This is a genomic window from Bacillus sp. COPE52, from assembly GCF_003355115.1.
In the GTDB taxonomy this organism is placed as follows: domain Bacteria; phylum Bacillota; class Bacilli; order Bacillales; family Bacillaceae_G; genus Bacillus_A; species Bacillus_A toyonensis.
On the sequence record NZ_CP031292.1, the window covers coordinates 4134349 to 4157717 of the forward strand.

Here is a 23369-nt window from a genome sequence, read left to right on the forward strand (position 1 = left end):
TACAGTGGCTGAAAGAACACATGCATGTGGAAAAGTAACAGTAGAAGCTGTTGGACAAACAGTTCAATTAAAAGGTTGGGTACAAAAACGTCGTGACTTAGGTGGATTAATCTTCATCGATTTACGTGACCGTACAGGTATCGTGCAAGTCGTATTTAACCCAGAAACATCAAAAGAAGCACTAGAAGTAGCAGAAACGATTCGTAGTGAATACGTATTGCACGTAGAAGGTACAGTTGTTGAACGTGGTGAAGGCGCAATTAATGACAATATGGCAACTGGTCGTATTGAAGTACAAGCAACGAGAGTAAACGTATTAAACGCAGCGAAAACAACACCAATCATTATCGCTGATGATACAGATGCATCAGAAGATGTGCGTTTAAAATATCGTTACTTAGACTTACGTCGTCCTGTAATGTTTAACACATTCAAAATGCGTCACGACGTAACGAAAACAATTCGTAACTTCCTAGATACAGAAGACTTCTTAGAAGTTGAAACTCCAATTTTAACGAAGAGCACACCAGAAGGAGCTCGTGACTATTTAGTACCAAGCCGTGTACACGACGGTGAATTCTATGCATTACCACAGTCACCACAATTATTTAAACAACTTCTTATGGTCGGCGGATTTGAGCGTTACTATCAAGTAGCACGTTGTTTCCGTGACGAAGATTTACGTGCGGATCGTCAACCAGAATTCACGCAAATCGATATCGAAGCTTCATTCTTAACGCAAGATGAAATTTTAGATATGATGGAGCGTATGATGACGAAAGTTATGAAGGATGCAAAAGGTGTAGAAGTTAGTGCACCGTTCCCTCGTATGAAATATGCTGATGCAATGGCTCGCTACGGTTCTGATAAGCCAGATACACGCTTTGAAATGGAACTAACAGACCTATCTGAATTTGCAGTAGATTGTGGATTTAAAGTATTTACAAGTGCTGTAGAAAGCGGCGGACAAGTAAAAGCAATTAATGCAAAAGGTGCCGCAAGCAAATACTCTCGTAAAGACATTGATGCATTAACTGAATTCGTAAAAGTATACGGTGCAAAAGGTCTAGCTTGGCTTAAAGTGGAAGAAGACGGCTTAAAAGGACCGATTGCGAAATTCTTCGGCGAAGAAGATGCAAAAGCGTTAATGAGTACATTAGAAGCTACTGCTGGCGATTTATTACTATTCGTAGCAGATAAGAAAAGCGTTGTTGCAGATAGCTTAGGTGCACTTCGTTTACGTTTAGGTAAAGAGCTTGAGTTAATAGATGAAAGTAAATTTAACTTCCTATGGGTAACTGATTGGCCACTTCTTGAGTACGATGAAGATGCAGATCGTTACTTCGCAGCTCACCACCCATTCACAATGCCATTCCGTGAAGACGTTGAGCTATTAGAAACAGCACCAGAAAAAGCACGTGCACAAGCATATGACCTTGTATTAAACGGTTATGAGCTTGGTGGCGGATCACTTCGTATTTACGAGCGTGACGTACAAGAAAAAATGTTTAAAGCACTTGGATTCTCACAAGAAGAAGCGCAAGAACAATTCGGATTCTTATTAGAAGCATTCGAATACGGTACACCACCACACGGCGGAATTGCATTAGGTTTAGACCGTCTTGTTATGTTACTTGCAGGTCGTACGAACCTTCGTGATACAATTGCATTCCCGAAAACAGCAAGCGCAAGCTGCTTATTAACAGAAGCTCCAAGCCCAGTTGCAGAAGCGCAGCTTGAAGAACTGAACTTAAAATTAAGCTTGAAAGAAGAGAAGTAAGAATAGGGTCTAGATGGTTATACTATAGCCGTCTAGACTTTTTTTGAGAGGAAGTTTAAAAAGTCCGGTTTATATTATGTTTTTGTTTGAAATATGTATTTTTAGGAATTCTATAACTTTTTCTATACAAATAGTCGGAAAAACGCTAGAATACATGGTAGACCATTTTTGTAATAGGAGTGTAGAGCTGAATGTTACATCAATTTTCACGTAATGAATTAGCCTTCGGTAAAGAAGGACTTGAAATATTAAAAAATAGTACAGTCGGTATTTTAGGAATTGGCGGCGTAGGATCATTTTCAGCTGAAGCGTTAGCACGTTCTGGCGTAGGACGTCTCGTATTAGTTGATAAAGACGTTGTAGATATTACAAACGTAAACCGTCAAATTCACGCATTAGTATCTACTGTAGGACGTTCAAAAGTAGAATTAATGAAAGAGCGTATTGCAGACATTAATCCCGAATGTGAAGTAATTGGATTAGAAATGTTTTATACAGATGAAACATATGAAGAGTTCTTTAAACACGGTTTAGATTTCGTAGTGGATGCATCTGATACGATTACGTTCAAAATCCATTTAATTAAACAATGTTTACGTCGTAAAATTAAAATTATCTCATGTATGGGTGCAGCAAATAAAATGGACCCAACTCGTTTTCGTATTGCGGACATTTCTAAAACACATACAGATCCGATTGCGAAAGTAATTCGTACGAAGCTTCGTAAAGAGGGTATTAAAAAAGGTGTAAAAGTTGTCTTCTCTGACGAAAACCCAATCGTAATTCGTGAAGAAGTACGTAAAGAAATCGTACCAGACGAAAATGCAAAAATTCGTAAGGCGAAATTACCACCTTCTTCAAATGCATTCGTACCATCTGTGGCAGGCTTAATTATGGCAAGTCACGTTGTACGTGAGCGTATTAAAAATGTAGAAGTGAAGCGTGTAGGGCAAGAATAAAAGGAAAGCATATATCCATTTCGGATATATGCTTTTTCTATGTTTTAAAGAATTATTGATATTTGCATCACTACTAGTTCAAATGTAAGTAAGGTTAATAAGTAATGATCATATTTATCTGATTTATAGGCGGATGTATTTTTTAGACTGTTAATGGTGAAAAGAGCTAAAGTCAGGACGAGAAGGCCAAGAGTTATAATGACATTACAGTAAAAATTATCTAATATATTTTGGGAGTTTCCTTGTATGACAGGGAGAAATATTATTGTCAATTTTTGTCGTTAAATCGATATTCTTTTTCGAATCGTTGATATATTGCAAGTTGTGATAAATATATTTGAAAAATCGTTGATATATTGCAAGTTACGATAGATATATTGCAAGTTACGATAGATATATTCGAAAAATCGTTGATATAATTTCATTTACCGATATATCTATATACGATTCACCGAAAACAAACAGGGATGTCACTTAATCAAAAAAGTGACATCCCTGTTTTTAATTCTCTGCAGAATAAATAATATCTAAATTCCCGTTTTGATCGGTTTTGAAAATGGGAGCAATCTGTTCTTCTTGTTCTTCAACTGAAACAAGTTTTCGAGCACGATCCATAATTCTAACAAGCATTGCATAATCTTCTTCGATTGCTTGTTGTTTTTTTGTGAGTACCGCTAATTTTGCTTCAAGTTCATGATTCGTTTTTTGCAAGGAAGTAAGCTGATCTTGTAATACCTCATTTTCAGTTTGCAACTTTGCGGTTGAAGGGTTATTATGTTCCATGTTTTGCAAAAATGAGATGACATTTTGCATTGTAAGTTCCTGTTGACTTGGCGTGATATTTTCTGAAAACTCGGCATCGATTACGAGCTGCTGAGTTTGTGTAAACTGCTCTTTTTCTATTTTAGCTTCAGAACGTTTTAATTCTTTACGTTGTTTTTTTGCAATCTGTACCGCATCTTCGTAATTCGCTCGTACTTCAGCATTCCATCTAAAACCGCAAGCTGCTGAAGTGCGGTTCAAAGCATCGCCAACTTCATCGAATGCTTTGATTTGTGTACTGCCGCTACGAATATGTCGTAAAACAGTTTCTGCTAAAAGGAGATCGTCTTCTCTTGTCCATGCATCTTGACGTGTTTTCATAAGCGAAGCCTCCGTAATGGTGACGTTTTCGTTTATGTTACCCTTTATTTTTCGTTTTATTCGAACTTTGTAATCTTTCATAAACAGTAGAAAGTGCTTGCTCAAATTTCCCTGTTGTTTTCGGTTTATAATATTGCTTGTTTTTTATTTTATCAGGTAAGTATTGTTGGTGTACCCAGCCATTTGGATGATCATGTGGATATAAGTATCCAATGCCTCGACCTAACGATTCAGCGCCTTTATAGTGACTGTCTTTTAAATGACCTGGAATGTCACCTGTTTGACCGTTACGTAAATCGTGCAATGCAGCATCAAGTGCTTTATAAGCTGAATTTGATTTTGGTGATAAGCATAGCTCGATAACGGCATTTGCAAGTGGTATGCGTGCCTCTGGGAATCCAACTCGTTCAGCTGACTCGATCGCTGCAAGTGTGCGCGGTCCAGCTTGCGGGCTAGCAAGTCCGATATCTTCATATGCCATAATAAGAAGGCGTCTACCGATACTTTGTAAATCACCTGCTTCAATAAGGCGTGCTAAATAATGAAGTGCTGCATTTACATCACTTCCGCGCACTGATTTTTGAAATGCCGATAATACGTCATAATGAGCATCTCCACCTTTGTCATGAACGAAACTCTTTTTTTGTAAGCATTCTTCTGCGATTTCTAGCGTGATTTCCGCAGCTTTGTCGTCAGTTGTAAAGCTAGATAAAACAGCTAGTTCAAGTGCATTATAAGCGGAACGCATATCTCCGCCTGAAGCATTTGCAAAGTGATGTAATGCTCCATCCGTAACAGTTACATCATATTCCCCAAGCCCTTTTTCTTTATCTTCAAGAGCTCGTTTTAAACCAATTAAAATATCATCTTCTGTTAGTGCGTGTAACTCGAAGATTTGACATCTGCTTCGGATAGCAGAGTTTATCGCATGGAATGGATTACTCGTCGTTGCACCGATTAAAGTAAGGAGTCCACTTTCTAAATGAGGTAATAGAAAGTCTTGTTTCGCCTTATCTAACCTGTGAACTTCATCTAAAATTAAAACGAGGTGTCGATGCATCTTCGCTTCTTGTACGACAACTTCCATATCTTTTTTATTGTGAGTAACAGCATTTAATAGGCGAAACGGTGTTCCAGTACTTCCCGCAATTGCGCTAGCTATTGATGTTTTTCCTGTACCTGGAGGACCGTATAAAATCATAGATTGAAAATGATTTGCTTGGACCATTCGCCATAAAATCTTTCCTTCACCAACTAAATGCTGTTGTCCAATAATTTCTTGAATATTTGTAGGGCGCATTCGATGTGCGAGTGGTTGTTTCATTTTTACCGTCTCCCTTACTATATAATCTCATTCTATCGTATCATTTTTTTTAGTGGAATTTGAAATAGGATGCTGTTTTATGGGAAAGATGAATATGAATATTTTCATTTTTCTTTCAATTTTAATAATTTCCGAGTTTTTCAATGCGATTTTATGTTATCATTTTGATACACAAGTTGAAATTTCTTATAATACTATATTATGCTATAATTTCATAGGATTTTAAATTGTGTTCTTTTATAAAGTGAAACTTTAATCAGTGGGGGTTTTGTTTATCCCCTACCTAACTTCTTTGCTCCAGCCGAATTTTGAGGTGGGAGTTTTACTGCCCGCAAATAGCGGGATAAATAAGATATAACCAATAGAAGTGAAAATTTGAAAAGAGGTGCAAAATAGATGAAGATTTCAACAAAAGGCCGCTACGGCTTAACAATTATGATCGATCTTGCAAAAAAGTTTGGTGAAGGTCCGATTTCATTAAAATCAATCGCACAGGCACATGACTTATCGGAACATTACTTAGAACAATTAATTTCACCACTTCGTAACGCTCGTCTTGTAAAGAGTACGCGTGGTGCATATGGCGGATATGTATTATCTGATCAACCGGCTAACATTACAGCTGGGGATGTAATCCGTGTACTAGAGGGTCCAATTAGTGTTGTAGAAATGATAGAAGAAGAAGAACCAGCACAGCGCCAATTATGGATGCGTGTTCGAGATGCAGTGCAAGAAGTGTTAGATAGTACAACTTTAGAAGATTTAGTGCGTTATGAGGAAGAAAATCACGGGGGCTATATGTTTTACATTTAATTCCTTGTGAAACGATTTGGAAAGAAGGAGATTTAATGGAACGCATTTACTTAGATCATGCTGCGACATCTCCGACTCACCCAGAAGTGGTCGAAAAGATGATTCCATATATGACAGAAACATTCGGAAACCCGTCTAGTATTCACTTTTATGGACGTCAAGCGCGCCATGCAGTAGATGAGGCGAGACGCGTGTGTGCAAAAAGCATCCATGCGAAACCGAATGAAATTATATTCACGAGCGGTGGTACAGAAGCTGATAATTTAGCGCTTATAGGTGTAGCACGCGCAAACCGTCATAAAGGTAACCACATTATAACGACGGAAATTGAACATCATGCGATTTTGCATACGTGTGAATTGCTTGAGCGTGAAGGGTTTGAAGTGACATATTTACCTGTCGATGAAACGGGGCGTGTTCAACTTTCTGACATACAAAAGGCATTAACAGAAGAGACAATTCTTGTATCTATTATGTTTGGGAATAATGAAGTAGGGACGATGCAATCGATTGCGGAAATAGGAAAACTGCTAAAAGAGCATCAAGCTTATTTCCATACAGATGCGGTACAAGCTTACGGTTTAGTAGAAATAAATGTGAAAGAGTTTGGGATTGATTTATTATCAATTTCAGCGCACAAAATTAACGGGCCAAAAGGCGTAGGGTTCTTATACGCTAGTGCAAATTTGAAATTTGAACCGTTATTAATAGGCGGAGAGCAAGAAAGAAAACGCCGTGCTGGTACTGAAAATGTACCTAGTATTGTCGGACTTCAACATGCAATTCTTTTAGCTGAAAAAACTCGTGAGCAAAAAAATGCCCAATATGAAGAGTTTAAAGATATAATGGTATCTGTCTTCAAAAATGAAGGCATTACTTTCGAGGTAAACGGAAACTTGGAATATCGCTTACCACATGTGTTGAATATCAGTTTTACAGGAATGAACATTGAACCATTTCTTGTGAACTTAGACTTAGCTGGCATTGCAGTATCAAGTGGTTCTGCTTGTACAGCTGGTTCGATTGATCCATCACATGTATTAGTGGCGATGTTCGGAAAAGACTCCGATCAAATACGTTCATCCGTACGCTTTAGTTTCGGTCTTGGAAATACGAAAGAGCAAATTGAAAAAGCGGCGTACGAAACAGTGAAAATCGTGAAGCGATTAACACAAAATTAGCATGGGAGGTGACATGATGAACAAACTACCTCACGAAACACGCGTTGTCATCGGGATGTCCGGTGGCGTCGATTCATCTGTAGCAGCTCTTTTATTAAAAGAGCAAGGTTATGATGTGATCGGAATTTTTATGAAAAACTGGGATGATACAGATGAGAATGGTGTCTGCACAGCAACAGAAGATTACAATGATGTAATTGAAGTGTGTAACCAAATCGGTATTCCGTATTATGCAGTAAACTTTGAAAAACAATACTGGGACAAAGTATTTACGTACTTCTTAGATGAGTACCGAGCTGGTCGTACACCAAACCCAGATGTAATGTGTAACAAAGAAATTAAATTTAAAGCATTTTTAGAGCATGCAATTGCGCTTGGTGCTGATTATGTAGCGACAGGCCATTATGCACGTGTTGCTTATATGGACGGCGAATATAAAATGCTTCGCGGCGTTGATGGCAATAAAGACCAAACGTATTTCTTAAATCAATTAAGCCAAGAGCAATTATCAAAAACAATGTTCCCATTAGGTGAATTAAAGAAACCGCAAATTCGCGAAATGGCGACAGAAGCTGGTTTAGCGACAGCGGCGAAGAAAGATAGTACTGGTATTTGCTTCATTGGCGAGCGTAACTTTAAAGATTTCTTAAGTAACTATTTACCAGCGCAACCAGGTGTGATGCAAACGTTATCTGGTGAAGTGAAAGGAAAACATGACGGTTTAATGTACTATACAATTGGACAACGTCATGGCCTTGGTATTGGTGGTAACGGTGATCCATGGTTCGCTGTTGGGAAAAACTTAAAAGACAACATTTTATATGTTGATCAAGGATTCCATAATGAACTTCTATATGGTGATGAAGTTATCGCTACGAATGTAGGATGGGTAAGTAACAAAGCAAAAGAAACAGAATTTAAATGCACAGCGAAATTCCGCTATCGTCAAGCAGATAATAAAGTAACGGTTCAAATTGTTGATGAAAATACAGTTCGTATTCTTTGTGATGAGCCAATTCGTGCGATTACGCCAGGCCAAGCAGTTGTTTTCTATGATGGAGATGAGTGCTTAGGCGGCGCTACAATTGATGAAGTATATCATAGTGGTAAGAAATTAGATTATTTAGGATAAAACGAGAAGCCTCTGCCGATTAGCGGTTAGAGGTTTCTTTTACATAAAGCGAATTTTCGTTCGCTTGGAAAATACATTCTTTGTTATAATTTGTTGTAGAGGTGAAGGACATGTCAAACAAACTTGAAACAGGTATTCAATATATGCAAGAAGGAAACTGGGAAGAAGCAGCTAAAAATTTTACAGAAGCAATCGAAGAAAATCCGAAAGATGCGCTTGGATATATTAACTTTGCGAATTTATTAGATGTATTAGGTGATAGTGAACGAGCAATTTTATTTTATAAGCGTGCATTAGAGTTAGATGATAAATCTGCGGCTGCTTATTATGGCTTAGGAAACGTATATTACGGTCAAGAGCAATTTGCAGAGGCAAAATCTGTATTTGAACAAGCAATGCAATCGGGCTTACAGTCAGCTGATGTAACATTTATGTTAGGTATTACACATGTGCAACTTGGAAATGATCGTCTTGCATTACCGTTTTTACAAAGAGCGACGGAATTAGATGAAGACGATGTAGAAGCTGTTTTCCAATGCGGACTTTGCTTCGCGCGACTAGAACATATTCAAGAGGCAAAACCTTATTTTGAAAAGGTATTAGAAATGGATGAAGAGCATGCAGATGCGTATTATAATTTAGGTGTTGCGTACGTATTTGAAGAAAATAACGAGAAAGCTCTTACTTTATTTAAGAAAGCAACTGAAATTCAGCCAGACCACTTTTTAGCTGGTAATGGTATTCGTTTATTAGAGCAAGAAGCTGAATAAAGTGAAATGATAGTTTAATGCGCAGTTACCCCTCATCTAAAGATTGTGAAAGAGGTGGGGGATGTACTGCTCATTAAGGTGAAAAGAACTCGGGAAGGAGAGGAAAGATGGGAAATCAACATGCCATGGATTTGTTTGAGGAAGAGAAAAAATTTATAAAAGCGCAAGTTCTTCATACCATTTTCCACAACGAAGAAAACCTCTATTCCGTTGTCAGTATGAAAATCATTGAAACGAATGAAACATACGACGAAAAAAAAGTAATGATAAACGGTCATTTTCCCCGTATGCATGAAGATGAAGTGTTTACATTAACAGGTCATTTTAAAGACCACCCGAAGTATGGGAAACAATATTTAGTTGAAACGTTTAAGAAAGAATTGCCGCAAACAAAAGCAGGTATGGTGCAATATTTAGCGAGCGATTTATTTAAAGGGATTGGAAAGCGTACGGCTGAAAAAATCGTAGATCACCTTGGTGAGCATGCCATTTCTAAAATTATGGATGATCCTGATGCGTTAAATGGTGTTGTTAACAAACAAAAAGCACAGGAAATATATGAGACAATTGTGGAGCATCAAGGGTTAGAGAAAGTAATGAGCTTTTTAAATGGTTACGGTTTTGGAACGAAGCTTTCTATTAAAATTTATCAGCAATATAAAGAAATGACATTAGAAGTGATTCGTAATAATCCATATCAACTTATTGAAGAAGTGGACGGGATTGGTTTTGGACGAGCAGATGATATAGGACGTGCGTTAGGTATATCGGGTAATCATGATGACCGTGTACGTGCGGGATGTTTTTATACGTTAGAGAATGTTTCACTGCAGCTCGGCCACGTTTATATGGGGAAAGATCAACTTGTAAGAGAAACGATGTCACTTTTAAATAATCAAGAAGGTAGAGTGACTGAGGAAGACATTATAGGCTGTGTTGAAATGATGCAAAGTGAAGGGAAAGTCATCATTGAAGAAGAACGAGTGTACTTAGCATCGTTATTTTACTCTGAAAAAGGTGTTGTAAAGTCTATTCGTAGGCTTATGAATCAAGAGGAAACCCCTTCATTTCCTGAAGCAGAAATGTTAAAAACATTAGGTGAAATTGAAGAACAGCTGAAGGTGCAGTATGCACCGTTTCAGCAAGAAGCAATTCAAACGGCACTTCATAAGCCGATGATGTTATTGACAGGTGGACCAGGAACGGGGAAAACAACAGTTATTAAAGGAATTGTTGAAATGTACGCGTCTTTGCATGGGGTATCATTAAATCCGAATGAATACAGTGATGATAATCCATTTCCAATATTATTAACGGCTCCAACAGGAAGAGCAGCGAAGCGAATGAGTGAATCTACCGGGCTCCCTGCTTGTACAATTCATCGTCTGCTTGGTTGGACGCCAGAAGGGTCTTTCCAGCGTAATGAAACCGATCCAGTTCAAGGGAAGTTACTCATTATTGATGAGTTTTCGATGGTAGATATTTGGCTTGCAAATCAGCTATTCAAGTCACTTCCGACAAATATTCAAGTTATCGTTGTAGGTGATGAAGATCAGTTGCCATCTGTAGGACCTGGACAAGTGTTAAAAGATTTATTAAATGCAGGAGCCATTCCAACGGTAAAACTTACAGAAATTTATCGTCAGGCGGAAGGTTCGTCTGTTATTCAGCTTGCCCATGCGATAAAAGACGGAACACTTCCACCGGATTTAGCGCAAAATAAAAAAGATCGTTCATTTATCAGCTGTGCAGGGGCTCAAATTGTTGAAGTTGTAAAAAAAGTATGTGAAAACGCGAAGACGAAAGGGTTTAGCGCAAGAGATGTCCAAGTGTTGGCACCTATGTACCGCGGACCAGCAGGTATTAATGTGTTAAATGAAGCTCTTCAAGAAGTGTTTAATCCGAAAAAAGAAAAAAGTAAAGAAATTGCCTACGGTGACGTTGTGTATCGAAGAGGTGATAAAGTACTTCAATTAGTCAATCAGCCGGAAAGCCAAGTATTTAATGGTGATATTGGAGAAATTGTTTCGGTGTTTTATGCAAAAGAAAATGTTGAGCAACAGGACATGATTATCGTTTCATTTGATGGAATCGAAGTAACGTATACAAAGCCGGATTTAAATCAAATTACCCATGCATATTGCTGCTCGATTCATAAATCACAAGGTAGTGAATTTCCAATAGTTATTATGCCGATTGTAAAGAGCTACTACCGTATGTTACGTCGTAATTTAATTTACACGGGCATTACAAGAAGTAAGAAATTCCTTATTATTTGTGGGGAGGAAGCGGCTTTTCAATCCGGTGTAAATCGCCTTGACGATGCAATGCGTCAAACGACTTTAGCTAGTCGTTTGCAAGAATCACAAGGAGAGGTGCAGATGGTAACGGTTAATGGCGAGGAAATGGACGTGGAAAACATTTCACCGTATGATTTCATGTAACGAGGTGAAATTATATAGTGAAACTTTCAAACGTATAACGTTGAAAGGCTCCAGCAATGTATAAATGAATGCGGTTTGGACATAATGGCGAATAGAATCTGGGAGACTGTAAGGAGATGAAAGCCATATGTTTATTTGTCCAAATTGCAAAGGGAAAGACATCGGAAAAATAGGTGTCAACCAATTTTATTGCTGGAATTGTTATATCGAATTATCGGTTTCAAAGGGGAAAATCCATACGCATCAAGTAGAGGAAGATGGTTCATTAAGCTCTCTTGATGATTTATTTGATGAGAACGAAAGAACGATCGGATAACGAAAAGGGGGATTTACTTTGAATCTACGCAATTCATTAATCGCATTAGGTGTTGGAGCTGCAGCATATCAATATGCTCGCAAGCAAGATGTATTTTCAAAACGCAATATGAAAAAAGCACGTAAGATGATTAAATCTTATTTATAAACGTAAAAAACTCCCTTCATGATAAGGGAGTTTTTTTATGCGCTCGTATGCAAATATAAAAGTCCAATTTCAGAGAAGAGATAAGATAGACCGTAACACCCAACACCAAGCATTCCGTAATGAAATAATTGCTTCGCCCTCTCTTTTCGTGAGGAACGAATAAAGAAACCTTTCCAAATACCAAATCCGATACAAACCCATTCAAGAATCATAAAAAGTGCTGATAATACGAGCATAAATAAAACCATTATGAGTCCTCCTGATTATATTGTTTCATGCTGCATTCTCAGGGATGGTTGTCCTTGTTATGTTATGTATATGTACGTCTTTACAAAACAGTATGGTCTGTATGAAAAGATTTTAAAAGTTTTGCACATAACCTACCCTATTTATTTTCAAAATAAAGGTGGAGGAGGTTTTTCGTGTGAAGAATCTTAAAATCATTTGGATATACCGTTTAGGATTATTGTTACTTGTATTTCTTTGTTTGCTTGTCTTCTTAAAGATCAAGCCACTATGGGCGCCGATTATTTTTGTATGTAAAGTGGCGATTACACCGTTTCTTATCGCTTGTTTTATTGCGTATTTATTGCATCCTTTAATTGAAAGAATTCATAAGGAAGGGATGCCGCGCACACTCGCTATTTTGCTCATTTACATCCTGTTCTTTGGCGGGATTGGCTATGGGATTTATAAAGGAACGCCAGTTGTTATTAAACAGTTACAAGAAATTAATGAACAATTTCCGCAGTTCACAAAAATGTATGATTCTTGGATGGATGGCGTTACAGAACAAACAGCGAATTTCCCATCATTTATTCATGAAAAGGTAAAGCAAATTTTCGTTGGTGTAGAAATGAAGATACAAACGCTTTTAAATAAAGTTATGAGCACAGCCCGTGGTGTACTGGATTCATTGCTCATTATTTTCTTGATTCCGTTCATTGTATTTTACATATTAAAAGATTACGGTGAGTTTTATCATATCTTTTGGAAACTAGTTCCGAGTAAGTGGCGTAGTACGGGTCAAATGCTTGCGAAAGAAATTGATAAATCACTCGGAAGTTATATTCGAGGACAGTTATTTGTTTGCTTAGTATTAGGGGGAGTATCTGTTCTTTCTTTTTGGTTTATCGGTATGAAGTATCCATTGCTGCTCGGCATTATTATTGGGGTAACGGATATAATCCCATACTTTGGTCCTATTTTAGGGGCGATTCCCACGTTGATGATTGCGGCAACGGTATCAACGAGTTTACTTATTAAGGCGGGGATTACAATTGCTATTTTGCAATTTTTGGAAAGTAACATTTTATCGCCTTACATCGTTGGTAAGTCGCTTCGTATGCACCCCGTTATTATTATGCTTGCCTTACTAGTTGGAGGAGAGATAGCCGGGATTGTAGGATTGCTAATATCGGTTCCGATTTTAGCAGTTATTCGTACAGTGATTGTTCATGTGAGGCCTCTTTGGAAAAGAGAAGATGTTTAAAATGAAGCCCTCTATTTAAAAAATAGAGGGCTAATCATATGATTATTTAGGGAGCTGATTTTTTATTTTTTGAACAAAAGAGCTCACATCAGTTGTTTGAATATGTTTTATTCTTTTCCATTCCGTATCATACATAAATACAATTTGATTGCTGAAAAGGCGCTTTTGTTCTTTTAGATTAGAAATTTTTGCGAAAGAGTACTCTTCAAATATTGGATTCTTACTTACATCTGGTCCATAAAAGAATAGCCTTTTGTCCGTTAAAATCAATAGGCCTGGCCTTGCGACGGAACGATAAATAAATATGTCTAATGAACATGCTGCATAAAAAAGAATTTTTTCATCAGTTGTTAACATTTCTCTAGCTTGATTCAATAAAGTTGTCATTGTAATCGCTCCTTTATTGTTAATAATTTAATTATAACAAATAATGTAATATTTAGAAATTTGTATAAAGTATTTTTTGTGAGGAGATTCCTATTTAGTAATAAATGCATAATATATTGAAAGGCTGTTAAGAATGAATAGTAGAATAACTATGAGTAATAAACAATTGATACAATATAAATGATTATCTACATTGACAAACTTAAGAGAATTCTATTATATTTAGTCATATAATACATTAAATCAATGACGGAACAAGTACGTTACAGTCCATTTGTAGAGAGAAGCTTCCACTGGCTGAAAGGAGCTTTAAATGAAGGGTAACAGAAAGCTAATCCTGAGAGCAGCTAATCACTGCCGTCTTGCCACGTTACGGCACCATGAGGTGATGAATTGATTGTTATAATAATCAATTCATAATTAGGGTGGTATCGCGAGTTAACTCTCGTCCCTTTTATAGGGGCGGGAGTTTTTTATATTTAAGGAGGAAAATACAATGAAACAACTAACAGGCGCACAAATTCGTCAAATGTTTTTAGACTTTTTCCAAGAAAAAGGACATGCAGTAGAACCTAGTGCATCACTAGTTCCACATGAAGATCCATCTCTTCTATGGATTAACAGTGGTGTAGCTACATTAAAAAAATATTTTGATGGACGCGTAATCCCGCAAAATCCACGTATTACAAATGCTCAAAAATCAATTCGTACAAACGATATTGAAAACGTAGGGAAAACAGCTCGTCACCATACATTCTTTGAAATGTTAGGGAACTTCTCGATCGGTGATTACTTCAAAGAAGAAGCAATTACTTGGGCTTGGGAATTTTTAACGAGCGACAAGTGGATTGGATTCGATAAAGAATTACTATCAGTTACAATCCATCCGGAAGATGAAGAAGCATTTACAATTTGGAATGAGAAAATGGGTGTTCCAAAAGAGCGCATCATCCGCTTAGAAGAAAACTTCTGGGATATCGGTGAAGGACCAAGTGGACCGAATACAGAGATTTTCTATGATCGCGGGGAAGCTTACGGTAATGACTTTAGTGACCCAGAATTATATCCGGGCGGAGAAAACGAGCGTTACTTAGAAGTATGGAACCTTGTATTCTCTCAATTTAACCATAATCCAGACGGTTCATATACACCACTTCCTAAGAAGAACATTGATACAGGGATGGGTCTAGAGCGTATGACATCTATCGTTCAAGATGTACCTACGAACTTTGATACGGATCTATTCATGCCAATGATTGGTGCAACAGAATCAATTTCTGGTGAGAAGTATCGTAATGGAGACTTAGAAAAAGATATGGCGTTTAAAGTCATTGCTGACCATATTCGTACAGTAACATTCGCTGTTGGTGACGGTGCTCTTCCATCTAATGAAGGCCGTGGTTATGTATTACGTCGTTTATTACGCCGTGCTGTTCGTTATTCTAAGAAATTAAACATCAACCGTCCATTCATGTTTGAATTAGTACCGGTTGTTGGAGAAGTAATGAAAGACTTCTATCCAGAAGTACTGGAAAAGAAAGGTTTCATCGCAAAAGTTGTGAAAAATGAAGAAGAACGCTTCCACGAAACACTTCATGATGGTGAAGCAATTTTAGCTGAAGTTATTGCAAAAGCGAAAGAAGAAAAAACAACTGTTATTTCTGGCGTAGATGCGTTCCGTTTATACGACACGTACGGTTTCCCAATTGAATTAACAGAAGAATATGCAGAAGAAGCTGGTATGACAGTTGACCATAAAGGTTTTGAAGCTGAAATGGAAAAACAACGTGAGCGTGCACGTGCTGCTCGTCAAGACGTTGATTCTATGCAAGTTCAAGGCGGTGTACTTGGTGAAGTTAAAGTAGCGAGCGAATTCGTTGGTTACGGTACAGTTGCAACAGAAAGTAACATTGTTGCACTTGTGAAAAACGGTGAGTATACAGATAGCTTACAAGCAGGTGAAGAAGGACAGTTAATGCTTGATGTAACACCATTCTATGCTGAGAGCGGCGGACAAATTGCAGACCGTGGTTACCTTCTTGCTGATGGCGTGAAAGTTGTTGTAAAAGATGTACAAAAAGCACCAAATGGTCAAAACTTACACAAAGTAGTTGTGGAAGAAGGTACATTAACGAAAGGTGCGGCTGTAAAAGCTGTTATCGATACGAAAAACCGTAGTAGCGTTGTGAAAAACCATACAGCAACTCACTTACTACACCAAGCGTTAAAAGATGTACTTGGAACGCATGTTAACCAAGCAGGTTCTCTTGTAACTTCTGAACGTTTACGCTTTGACTTCTCTCACTTCGGTCAAGTACAAGCTGACGAATTAGAAAAAATTGAGCGTATCGTAAACGAGAAAATTTGGGAAAGTATTAACGTTGAGATTTCTCAAAAATCAATCGAAGAAGCGAAAGAAATGGGTGCAATGGCATTATTCGGTGAAAAATACGGTGATGTTGTACGCGTTGTACAAGTAGGCGATTACAGCTTAGAGCTTTGCGGTGGTTGTCACGTTGATAACACAGCTTCTATCGGTATTTTCAAAATCGTTGCTGAGTCTGGTATCGGTGCAGGAACTCGTCGTATTGAGGCGGTAACTGGTAAGTCTGCATACGAATTAATGAACGATCAAGTAGGTTTATTAAAAGAAGCAGCAGGAAAAATGAAAACAAATCCGAAAGATATTTTAACGAGAGTTGATGGCTTATTTGCTGAAGTGAAACAACTTCAAAAAGAAAATGAATCTCTTGCTGCAAAATTAAGCAATATCGAAGCTGGAAACTTAACTGATTCAGTAATGACAGTTGATGGCGTAAACGTATTAGCAGCGAAAGTAAATGTTGCAGATATGAACAACTTACGTACGATGATGGATGACCTTAAAAATAAATTAGAGTCTGCAGTTGTTGTATTAGTTTCTGTAAATGACGATAAAGTAAACATTTTAGCTGGCGTAACGAAAGATTTAATTAGCCAAGGTTACCATGCTGGTAAACTTGTGAAAGAAGTAGCTTCTCGTTGTGGCGGTGGCGGTGGTGGCCGTCCTGATATGGCTCAAGCGGGCGGTAAAAACCCAGCACAAGTTGAAGAAGCTTTAGCATTTGTACAAGAGTACGTTAAATCTGTTTCAAAATAAAGAGATAGTAGTGTACAATGGTAGGGAGAGGAGAAGTTCTTCTCCCTATACTTACTATATAAGTGAGGTGCTTGAAATGGACGGTTTTGATAAAACAATGAAGTTTAGCATTCAAGATGAAAAACAGAGTGTCCATGTAAATGATGTACTTTTAACTGTGTATGATGCACTTCAAGAAAAAGGCTATAATCCGATTAACCAAATCGTCGGTTATTTATTAAGTGGAGATCCAGCATACATACCTCGCCATAAAGATGCACGAAGCATCGTTCGCAAACTTGAACGTGATGAGATAATTGAAGAGCTTGTGAAGTCTTACTTGAAACATCATCGTGAGGAGTAGTTTATGCGGATATTAGGTTTAGATGTAGGTACAAAAACAGTCGGAGTTGCAATGAGCGACGAAATGGGCTGGACAGCACAAGGATTGGAAACAATCAAGATTAACGAAGAACGAGGTCACTTTGGTTTTGACCGTATTTCTGAGTTAGTAAAGCAGTACAATGTGGACAAAATAGTAGTAGGTTTACCTAAAAATATGAATGGTACAATTGGCCCACGTGGTGAAGCGTGCCAGCAATTTGCAGAAAACCTACGAGAGCTGTTACAATTAGACGTTGTAATGTGGGACGAGCGTTTGTCGACGATGGCGGCGGAGCGTCTACTCATTTCAGCTGATGTAAGTCGTAAGAAGCGAAAGCAAGTAATCGATAAGATGGCTGCAGTCGTAATCTTACAAGGATTTTTAGATAGTAAATAAGAGGTGACCAAAATGGAAGAAAATCAAATTACAATTGTAGACGAAAAAGGTAACGAACATTTATGTGAGATTGTTTTCACTTTTGATGCTGAAAAATTTGGCAAAAAATCATATGTAGTCTTCTCTCCAATCGGTGAAGTAGACGAAGATGGAGACCAAATTTATGATGCAATGGCTTATGAGCAAAATGAAGAAGAGGGCGGAACTTTACTTCCAATCGAATCTGAAGAAGAGTGGGAAATGGTACAAGAAATGTTCAACACTCTAGCTGATGAGCAAGAAGCTGAATAATAAGTACTGAGAAGATGGACGATATATAGTCCATCTTTTTTTATATGTAAAATGAAAGATTTTTTGTCGAAACTGTGTAATCCTTTGTAGTATAATGAGACGGATTGTAGAAAAATAAAATATCTGTCAAAAAATGATAGGTAAGTTTATTGTGATTTTTCATCGTGTTGTATAGAAAGACGTACATATGGCCTACAATTGAATAAGGAGGAAGAGTTTTGATAGAGAATCAAGTGAAAAAGAAGCGTAGACGCATTTTTTTATTTTCGATTATTGCACTGCTTTTAGTTTGTGGTTCAGTCTATGCGTATATTTCATCGGCATTAGGACCAGTTGATAGCGGGAATAAAAAAGAGATTGAAGTAGAAATTCCGAAAGGATCATCTACTAGTAAAATTGGTGAAATTTTAGAAGAAAAGGGTGCTGTGAAAAACGGTACAGTTTTTAGCTTTTATACAAAGGCTAAATCAAAAAACTTACAAGCTGGTACATATTTATTAAATCCTTCAATGAGTGCCTCAGATGTCATTGAACAAATGTCATCTGGTAATGTACATCGTCCAGCTCTGTATAAAGTGACGATAAAAGAAGGAGCGCAAGTAACTGAAATTGCAGAAACGGTTGCGAGTGAATTAAAGTGGAATAAAGATGATGTTACGCGTCAATTAAACGATAAAGCATTTATTCAAAAAATGCAGCAAAAGTATCCGAAGTTATTAACGGATAAAATCTTTGATAGTAATATTAAATATCCATTAGAAGGGTATTTATATCCTGCGACGTATTCGTTCTATAAGAAAGATACAACGTTAGAAGAAATCGTAATTCCAATGCTTGAGAAAACAAATGCAATCATTGTTCAAAACGAGGCGAAAATGAAAGCGAAGAACTGGGATGTTCATCAGCTTTTAACATTGTCTTCACTGATTGAAGAAGAGGCGACTGGTTTTACAGATCGCCAAAAGATTTCTAGTGTTTTTTATAATCGCTTAGCAAAAGGTATGCCCCTTCAAACAGATCCAACGGTATTATACGCGCTTGGAAAGCATAAGCAACGTGTATTATACGAGGATTTAAAGGTGAATTCACCGTATAATACGTATGTTGTAAAAGGATTACCAGTTGGACCGATTGCGAACTCTGGTAAACATTCAGTGGAAGCTGCGTTAGAACCTGCGCAAACAGATTATTATTATTTCTTAGCTGCACCAAGTGGTGAAGTGTACTATGCGAAAACATTAGAAGAGCATAATGCATTAAAGCAAAAATATATTACGAAAAAACAGTGAAATGGGGAGGGATAGCGAAAAAGGTCGCACATCCCTCTTTTTTGTGGTAAAATATATCGGGTTAAAAACTGGCAGAAGAATCGTTTTTAATATCAAAACGGGACGTACAAGCTAAGGGTAAAGCTGGCTTGTATTTTTATTGCATTCTATGTGTGAAAAGACGTCATAGAGGCACTTCTCCATGTAAATAAGGAGGACCATTTATGGAGGATGCAGTTAACGAGTACCTATTATCATTTATTGATCCAAAAGATAAATTAATTCTTGAAATGGAAGAATATGCAACAGAAAATCATGTGCCGATTATGGATCGACTTGGAATGGAATTTATGCTGCAATTTTTACGTTTAATTGGACCGAAAAGCATTTTAGAGCTTGGTACAGCAATTGGCTATTCTAGTATTCGTATGATGCAAGCTATTCCAAATTCACGCATTGTGACAGTTGAGCGCAATCGTGAACGATATGAAAAAGCACTTGAATATATAGAACGTTCCCCAGTAAAAGAACGTATTTCAGTTATATACGGTGATGCGTTAGAGACGGGTGAACAAGTAAAAGAACACGGAACATTTGACGTTATTTTTATTGATGCAGCAAAAGGACAATATCGTCGCTTTTTTGACTTATATGAACCGTTATTAAACCCTGGTGGCGTAATTATTTCAGATAATGTTATGTACCATGGTCTTGTAACGACAAAAGAGAAAATTGAAAATAGACGTACACGTGGTTTAATCCGTCGTATTAAGACGTACAATGAATGGCTTATGAACCATGAAGGATATGATACAACGATTTTCCCAATTGGAGATGGAGTAGCTGTTAGTAAAAAGAGAGGATGACCAAGGTATGAAGAAACCTGAATTGTTAGTAACGCCAAGAGCGGTGGCGGATATCGAACCTCTTGCGAAAGCAGGAGCAGATGCAGTAATGATCGGTGAACAAAAGTTTGGTTTACGTTTAGCAGGGGAATTTTCACGTGAAGATGTAAAAAAATCTGTTAAAATTGCACATGAAAATGGTGTGAAAGTATACGTAGCAATGAATGCTATGTTCCATAATGATAAAGTAGAAGAATTAACAGATTACGTTGCATTTTTAAACGAAGTACATGTAGATGCAATTGTCTTCGGAGATCCAGCGGTATTAATGGCTGTTCGTGAAGTAGCACCAAATATGCAACTGCACTGGAATACAGAAACGACAGCAACAAATTGGTTCACTTGTAACTACTGGGGTCAAAGAGGAGCGAAGCGTGCTGTATTAGCTCGTGAGCTTAGCTTAGATGAAATTGTTGATTTAAAAGAAAATGCTGAAGTGGAACTTGAAGTGCAAATTCACGGTATGACTTGTATGTTCCAATCGAAGCGTTCGTTAGTAGGAAACTACTTTGAGTATCAAGGACGTAATCTTGACATTGAAAAGAAAAAATATGAAGAGAATATGTTCTTGTATGACCCAGAGCGTAACAATAAATATCCAATTTATGAAGATGAAAATGGTACTCACATTATGAGTCCGAATGATATTTGTTTCATCGATGAATTAGAGGAACTAATTGAGGCTGAAGTTGATAGCTTAAAAATCGATGGTGTACTAAAAAGCTCTGAATACATTATTGAAGTAACGAAGAAATATCGTCAAGCGATTGATTTGTGTGTGGAAGATCGTGATGCGTATTATGACGTGAAAGATGATCTATATAAAGAAATAGAAGAAATGCAACCAGTAAATCGTCCATTAGATACAGGATTCTTCTTTAAAGAAACGGTTTACTAAACGAGGAGGGTGTAGGAAATGACTGTACAAGAAATTTCACGAGTGATCGATGGCAAGCGCGTTATTGTGAAGAAACCTGAACTGTTAATCCCTGCGGGTAACTTAGAAAAATTAAAAGTAGCTATCCATTATGGGGCAGATGCTGTATATTTAGGTGGACAAGAATTTGGTCTTCGTTCTAATGCAGGTAACTTTACGCTAGAAGATATGGCAGAAGGCGTTGAATTTGCAAAGAAATATGGAGCGAAAATATACGTAACAACAAATATTTTCGCACATAATGAAAATATGGACGGGCTAGAGGAATATTTAAAAGGGATTGAAAAAGCTGGTGTAACGGGAATTATCGTTGCAGATCCGCTTATTATTGAGACGTGTAAACGTGTAGCGCCTTCTGTTGAGGTGCATTTAAGTACACAACAATCGCTATCCAACTGGAAAGCAGCACAGTATTGGAAAGAAGAAGGTTTACATCGTCTTGTATTAGCTCGTGAAGCAAGCTATGAAGAAATGAAAGAAATTAAAGACAAAGTGGACATTGAAATTGAAGCATTCGTCCATGGTGCAATGTGTATCGCATATTCAGGAAGATGTACATTAAGTAACCATATGACAGCGCGTGACTCTAACCGTGGTGGTTGTTGTCAATCTTGTCGCTGGGACTATGACTTAGTTCAAACGGTATCACAACATAAAGATGCAAAAGAGCTTCCTTTATTCCAAGAAGAAGATGCTCACTTTGCGATGAGTCCAAAAGATTTAAATTTAATCTTGTCAATTCCGAAAATGATTGAAATTGGAATTGATAGCTTAAAAGTTGAAGGACGTATGAAATCTATCCATTACGTAGCGACTGTAGCAACTGTATATCGCAAAGTAATTGATGCGTATTGTGCGGATCCGGATAACTTTGAGTTTAAACAAGAATGGTTAGATGAGCTTGATAAATGTGCAAATCGTGATACAGCTCCTGCATTCTTTGAAGGGGTTCCAGGACATCAAGAGCAAATGTTTGGAAATCATAGTAAGAAAACAACGTATGATTTTGCTGGTTTAGTGTTAGATTATAATGAAGAAACGGGCATCGTAACGCTTGAGCAACGTAATCACTTCAAACCAGGACATGAAGTGGAGTTCTTTGGACCAGAAATAGAAAACTTTACGCAGACGGTGGAGAAAATTTGGGATGAGGATGGAAACGAATTAGATGCAGCGAGACATCCGTTGCAAATCGTGAAATTCAAAGTGGATCAACCAGTGTATGTGAATAATATGATGCGCAAAAACATACTTCAATAAGAAAGAGTGGTAGTCGAATGGGGACGAATAAGCCTGTTGTAATTGGAATCGCTGGTGGTTCAGGATCAGGAAAAACAAGTGTAACGAAAGCGATTTTTGACCATTTTAAAGGTCATTCCATTTTAATCTTGGAGCAAGATTATTATTACAAAGATCAAAGCCATTTACCGATGGAAGAGCGTTTAAAAACAAATTATGATCATCCGCTTGCGTTTGATAATGATCTGTTAATTGAACATTTGCAGCAGTTGCTTGCATATGAGCAAATTGATAAGCCTGTATATGACTATACATTGCATACGCGTTCAGAAGAAATTATTCCAGTTGAGCCGAAAGATGTAATCATTTTAGAAGGAATTCTTATTTTAGAAGACCCACGTCTTTGTGAGTTGATGGACATTAAGTTATTCGTTGATACAGATGCAGATCTTCGTATCCTGCGCCGCATGCAGCGTGATATTAAAGAGCGCGGTCGTACGATGGATTCAGTTATTGATCAATACGTAACTGTTGTGCGTCCAATGCACAATCAATTTATTGAGCCTTCTAAGAAATTTGCGGATATTATTATCCCTGAAGGTGGACAAAACCATGTTGCAATTGATATTATGGTGACAAAAATTGCAACAATTCTTGAACAAAAAGTAAATTTGTAATAGCATAGTAAAAGATATACGATAGGAAGGGATTTTTTCCCTTCCTATCGAATACAATGAAGCATGCAACCTCATCTATATATAGGTGAGGGCATATTTATATCAACTTTCCATACATATCTTCTTTAAAAGAAGAATTGGAAATACGGGGTTGTATGTGACAACTCCGCTAGTGCAAGGGTACTAGAAACCTCCGCTAACAATGGAAGCGGAGGAGTTTTCATATGGAACTCCTCTTTTTTCGGGGGATTGGTATATAAAAGGA

The 23369-nt window shown here is 37.5% G+C and carries 23 protein-coding genes and 1 other annotated feature; of the genes, 19 read left to right on the forward strand and 4 right to left on the reverse strand.

Going from position 1 to position 23369, the window contains the following annotated elements; all coding sequences use genetic code 11:
• Positions 1 to 4: 4 nt before the first annotated feature.
• Positions 5 to 1780, forward strand: coding sequence for an aspartate--tRNA ligase (gene aspS / locus DPQ31_RS20735; RefSeq protein WP_000840919.1), 1776 nt, complete (start codon positions 5 to 7; stop codon positions 1778 to 1780).
• A gap of 191 nt (positions 1781 to 1971) precedes the next feature.
• Entirely contained in the window at positions 1972 to 2739 is a 768-nt protein-coding gene (locus tag DPQ31_RS20740; RefSeq protein WP_000903182.1) for a tRNA threonylcarbamoyladenosine dehydratase, read from the forward strand.
• Between the two features lie 501 nt (positions 2740 to 3240).
• Here the strand turns inward: DPQ31_RS20740 and DPQ31_RS20745 are convergent.
• Together DPQ31_RS20745 and DPQ31_RS20750 are read right to left on the reverse strand one after the other, a co-directional pair.
• Positions 3241 to 3882, reverse strand: coding sequence for an RsfA family transcriptional regulator (locus DPQ31_RS20745; RefSeq protein WP_000857724.1), 642 nt, complete (start codon positions 3880 to 3882; stop codon positions 3241 to 3243).
• Between the two features lie 37 nt (positions 3883 to 3919).
• Positions 3920 to 5206 (reverse strand): replication-associated recombination protein A, encoded by a 1287-nt coding sequence (locus DPQ31_RS20750; protein WP_000812925.1) that lies wholly within the window; start codon positions 5204 to 5206, stop codon positions 3920 to 3922.
• A 396-nt stretch (positions 5207 to 5602) separates the two neighbouring features.
• On the opposite strand from DPQ31_RS20750, the gene cymR reads away from it, so the two are divergent.
• The 7 genes from cymR to DPQ31_RS20785 all read left to right on the forward strand — a co-directional run bounded on the left by cymR (position 5603) and on the right by DPQ31_RS20785 (position 12009).
• Positions 5603 to 6019, forward strand: coding sequence for a cysteine metabolism transcriptional regulator CymR (gene cymR / locus DPQ31_RS20755; RefSeq protein WP_000704116.1), 417 nt, complete (start codon positions 5603 to 5605; stop codon positions 6017 to 6019).
• A 35-nt stretch (positions 6020 to 6054) separates the two neighbouring features.
• Entirely contained in the window at positions 6055 to 7200 is a 1146-nt protein-coding gene (locus DPQ31_RS20760; RefSeq protein WP_097952885.1) for a cysteine desulfurase family protein, read from the forward strand.
• Between the two features lie 16 nt (positions 7201 to 7216).
• A complete protein-coding gene (gene mnmA, locus DPQ31_RS20765; protein ID WP_208730944.1) occupies positions 7217 to 8332 on the forward strand; it encodes a tRNA 2-thiouridine(34) synthase MnmA in 1116 nt (371 codons plus the stop codon).
• 110 nt (positions 8333 to 8442) lie between these two features.
• A complete protein-coding gene (locus DPQ31_RS20770) occupies positions 8443 to 9102 on the forward strand; it encodes a tetratricopeptide repeat protein (RefSeq protein ID WP_000066402.1) in 660 nt (219 codons plus the stop codon).
• Positions 9103 to 9209: 107 nt separating this feature from the next.
• Positions 9210 to 11546 carry an SF1B family DNA helicase RecD2 gene (locus DPQ31_RS20775; RefSeq protein WP_000528059.1) on the forward strand — a complete coding sequence of 779 codons (2337 nt, stop codon included), beginning with the start codon at positions 9210 to 9212 and terminating at the stop codon, positions 11544 to 11546.
• Positions 11547 to 11673: 127 nt separating this feature from the next.
• The gene (locus tag DPQ31_RS20780; RefSeq protein ID WP_000469281.1) at positions 11674 to 11862 is read left to right on the forward strand and encodes a hypothetical protein; all 189 of its coding nucleotides are present in this window, start codon (positions 11674 to 11676) and stop codon (positions 11860 to 11862) included.
• Positions 11863 to 11880: 18 nt separating this feature from the next.
• Complete coding sequence (locus DPQ31_RS20785; protein WP_001053553.1) at positions 11881 to 12009, forward strand: YrzQ family protein; 129 nt, start codon at positions 11881 to 11883, stop codon at positions 12007 to 12009.
• Between the two features lie 35 nt (positions 12010 to 12044).
• On the opposite strand, the gene DPQ31_RS20790 is transcribed toward DPQ31_RS20785, so the two are convergent.
• The gene (locus DPQ31_RS20790; RefSeq protein WP_000242555.1) at positions 12045 to 12257 is read right to left on the reverse strand and encodes a hypothetical protein; all 213 of its coding nucleotides are present in this window, start codon (positions 12255 to 12257) and stop codon (positions 12045 to 12047) included.
• Positions 12258 to 12433: 176 nt separating this feature from the next.
• Between DPQ31_RS20790 and DPQ31_RS20795 the strand changes: the two genes are divergently transcribed.
• Positions 12434 to 13501: an AI-2E family transporter gene (locus tag DPQ31_RS20795; protein ID WP_208730947.1), complete on the forward strand. Its 1068-nt coding sequence runs from the start codon at positions 12434 to 12436 to the stop codon at positions 13499 to 13501.
• 42 nt (positions 13502 to 13543) lie between these two features.
• Here DPQ31_RS20795 and DPQ31_RS20800 read toward each other — a convergent pair whose 3' ends face one another.
• Positions 13544 to 13888 (reverse strand): PH domain-containing protein, encoded by a 345-nt coding sequence (locus tag DPQ31_RS20800; RefSeq protein ID WP_000209538.1) that lies wholly within the window; start codon positions 13886 to 13888, stop codon positions 13544 to 13546.
• Positions 13889 to 14125: 237 nt separating this feature from the next.
• Positions 14126 to 14344, forward strand: a binding site (T-box leader).
• Positions 14345 to 14384: 40 nt separating this feature from the next.
• Between DPQ31_RS20800 and alaS the strand changes: the two genes are divergently transcribed.
• The 9 genes from alaS to udk all read left to right on the forward strand — a co-directional run bounded on the left by alaS (position 14385) and on the right by udk (position 23104).
• A complete protein-coding gene (gene alaS / locus DPQ31_RS20805; protein ID WP_208730948.1) occupies positions 14385 to 17027 on the forward strand; it encodes an alanine--tRNA ligase in 2643 nt (880 codons plus the stop codon).
• Positions 17028 to 17103: 76 nt separating this feature from the next.
• Positions 17104 to 17370 carry an IreB family regulatory phosphoprotein gene (locus DPQ31_RS20810; RefSeq protein WP_000348591.1) on the forward strand — a complete coding sequence of 89 codons (267 nt, stop codon included), beginning with the start codon at positions 17104 to 17106 and terminating at the stop codon, positions 17368 to 17370.
• A gap of 3 nt (positions 17371 to 17373) precedes the next feature.
• On the forward strand, positions 17374 to 17787 hold the full coding sequence (gene ruvX, locus DPQ31_RS20815) for a Holliday junction resolvase RuvX (RefSeq protein WP_001221202.1): 414 nt from the start codon (positions 17374 to 17376) through the stop codon (positions 17785 to 17787).
• A 12-nt stretch (positions 17788 to 17799) separates the two neighbouring features.
• Positions 17800 to 18078, forward strand: coding sequence for a DUF1292 domain-containing protein (locus DPQ31_RS20820; protein WP_000392249.1), 279 nt, complete (start codon positions 17800 to 17802; stop codon positions 18076 to 18078).
• A 218-nt stretch (positions 18079 to 18296) separates the two neighbouring features.
• Positions 18297 to 19367, forward strand: a complete 1071-nt coding sequence (gene mltG, locus DPQ31_RS20825; protein WP_000572128.1) for an endolytic transglycosylase MltG — start codon at positions 18297 to 18299, stop codon at positions 19365 to 19367.
• A 203-nt stretch (positions 19368 to 19570) separates the two neighbouring features.
• Complete coding sequence (locus DPQ31_RS20830) at positions 19571 to 20212, forward strand: O-methyltransferase (protein ID WP_000389100.1); 642 nt, start codon at positions 19571 to 19573, stop codon at positions 20210 to 20212.
• A gap of 7 nt (positions 20213 to 20219) precedes the next feature.
• Complete coding sequence (locus DPQ31_RS20835) at positions 20220 to 21149, forward strand: peptidase U32 family protein (protein ID WP_000742797.1); 930 nt, start codon at positions 20220 to 20222, stop codon at positions 21147 to 21149.
• 18 nt (positions 21150 to 21167) lie between these two features.
• Positions 21168 to 22448: a peptidase U32 family protein gene (locus DPQ31_RS20840; protein WP_000217960.1), complete on the forward strand. Its 1281-nt coding sequence runs from the start codon at positions 21168 to 21170 to the stop codon at positions 22446 to 22448.
• Between the two features lie 17 nt (positions 22449 to 22465).
• Positions 22466 to 23104, forward strand: coding sequence for a uridine kinase (gene udk, locus DPQ31_RS20845; RefSeq protein ID WP_000537080.1), 639 nt, complete (start codon positions 22466 to 22468; stop codon positions 23102 to 23104).
• The last annotated feature ends 265 nt before the right edge of the window (positions 23105 to 23369 follow it).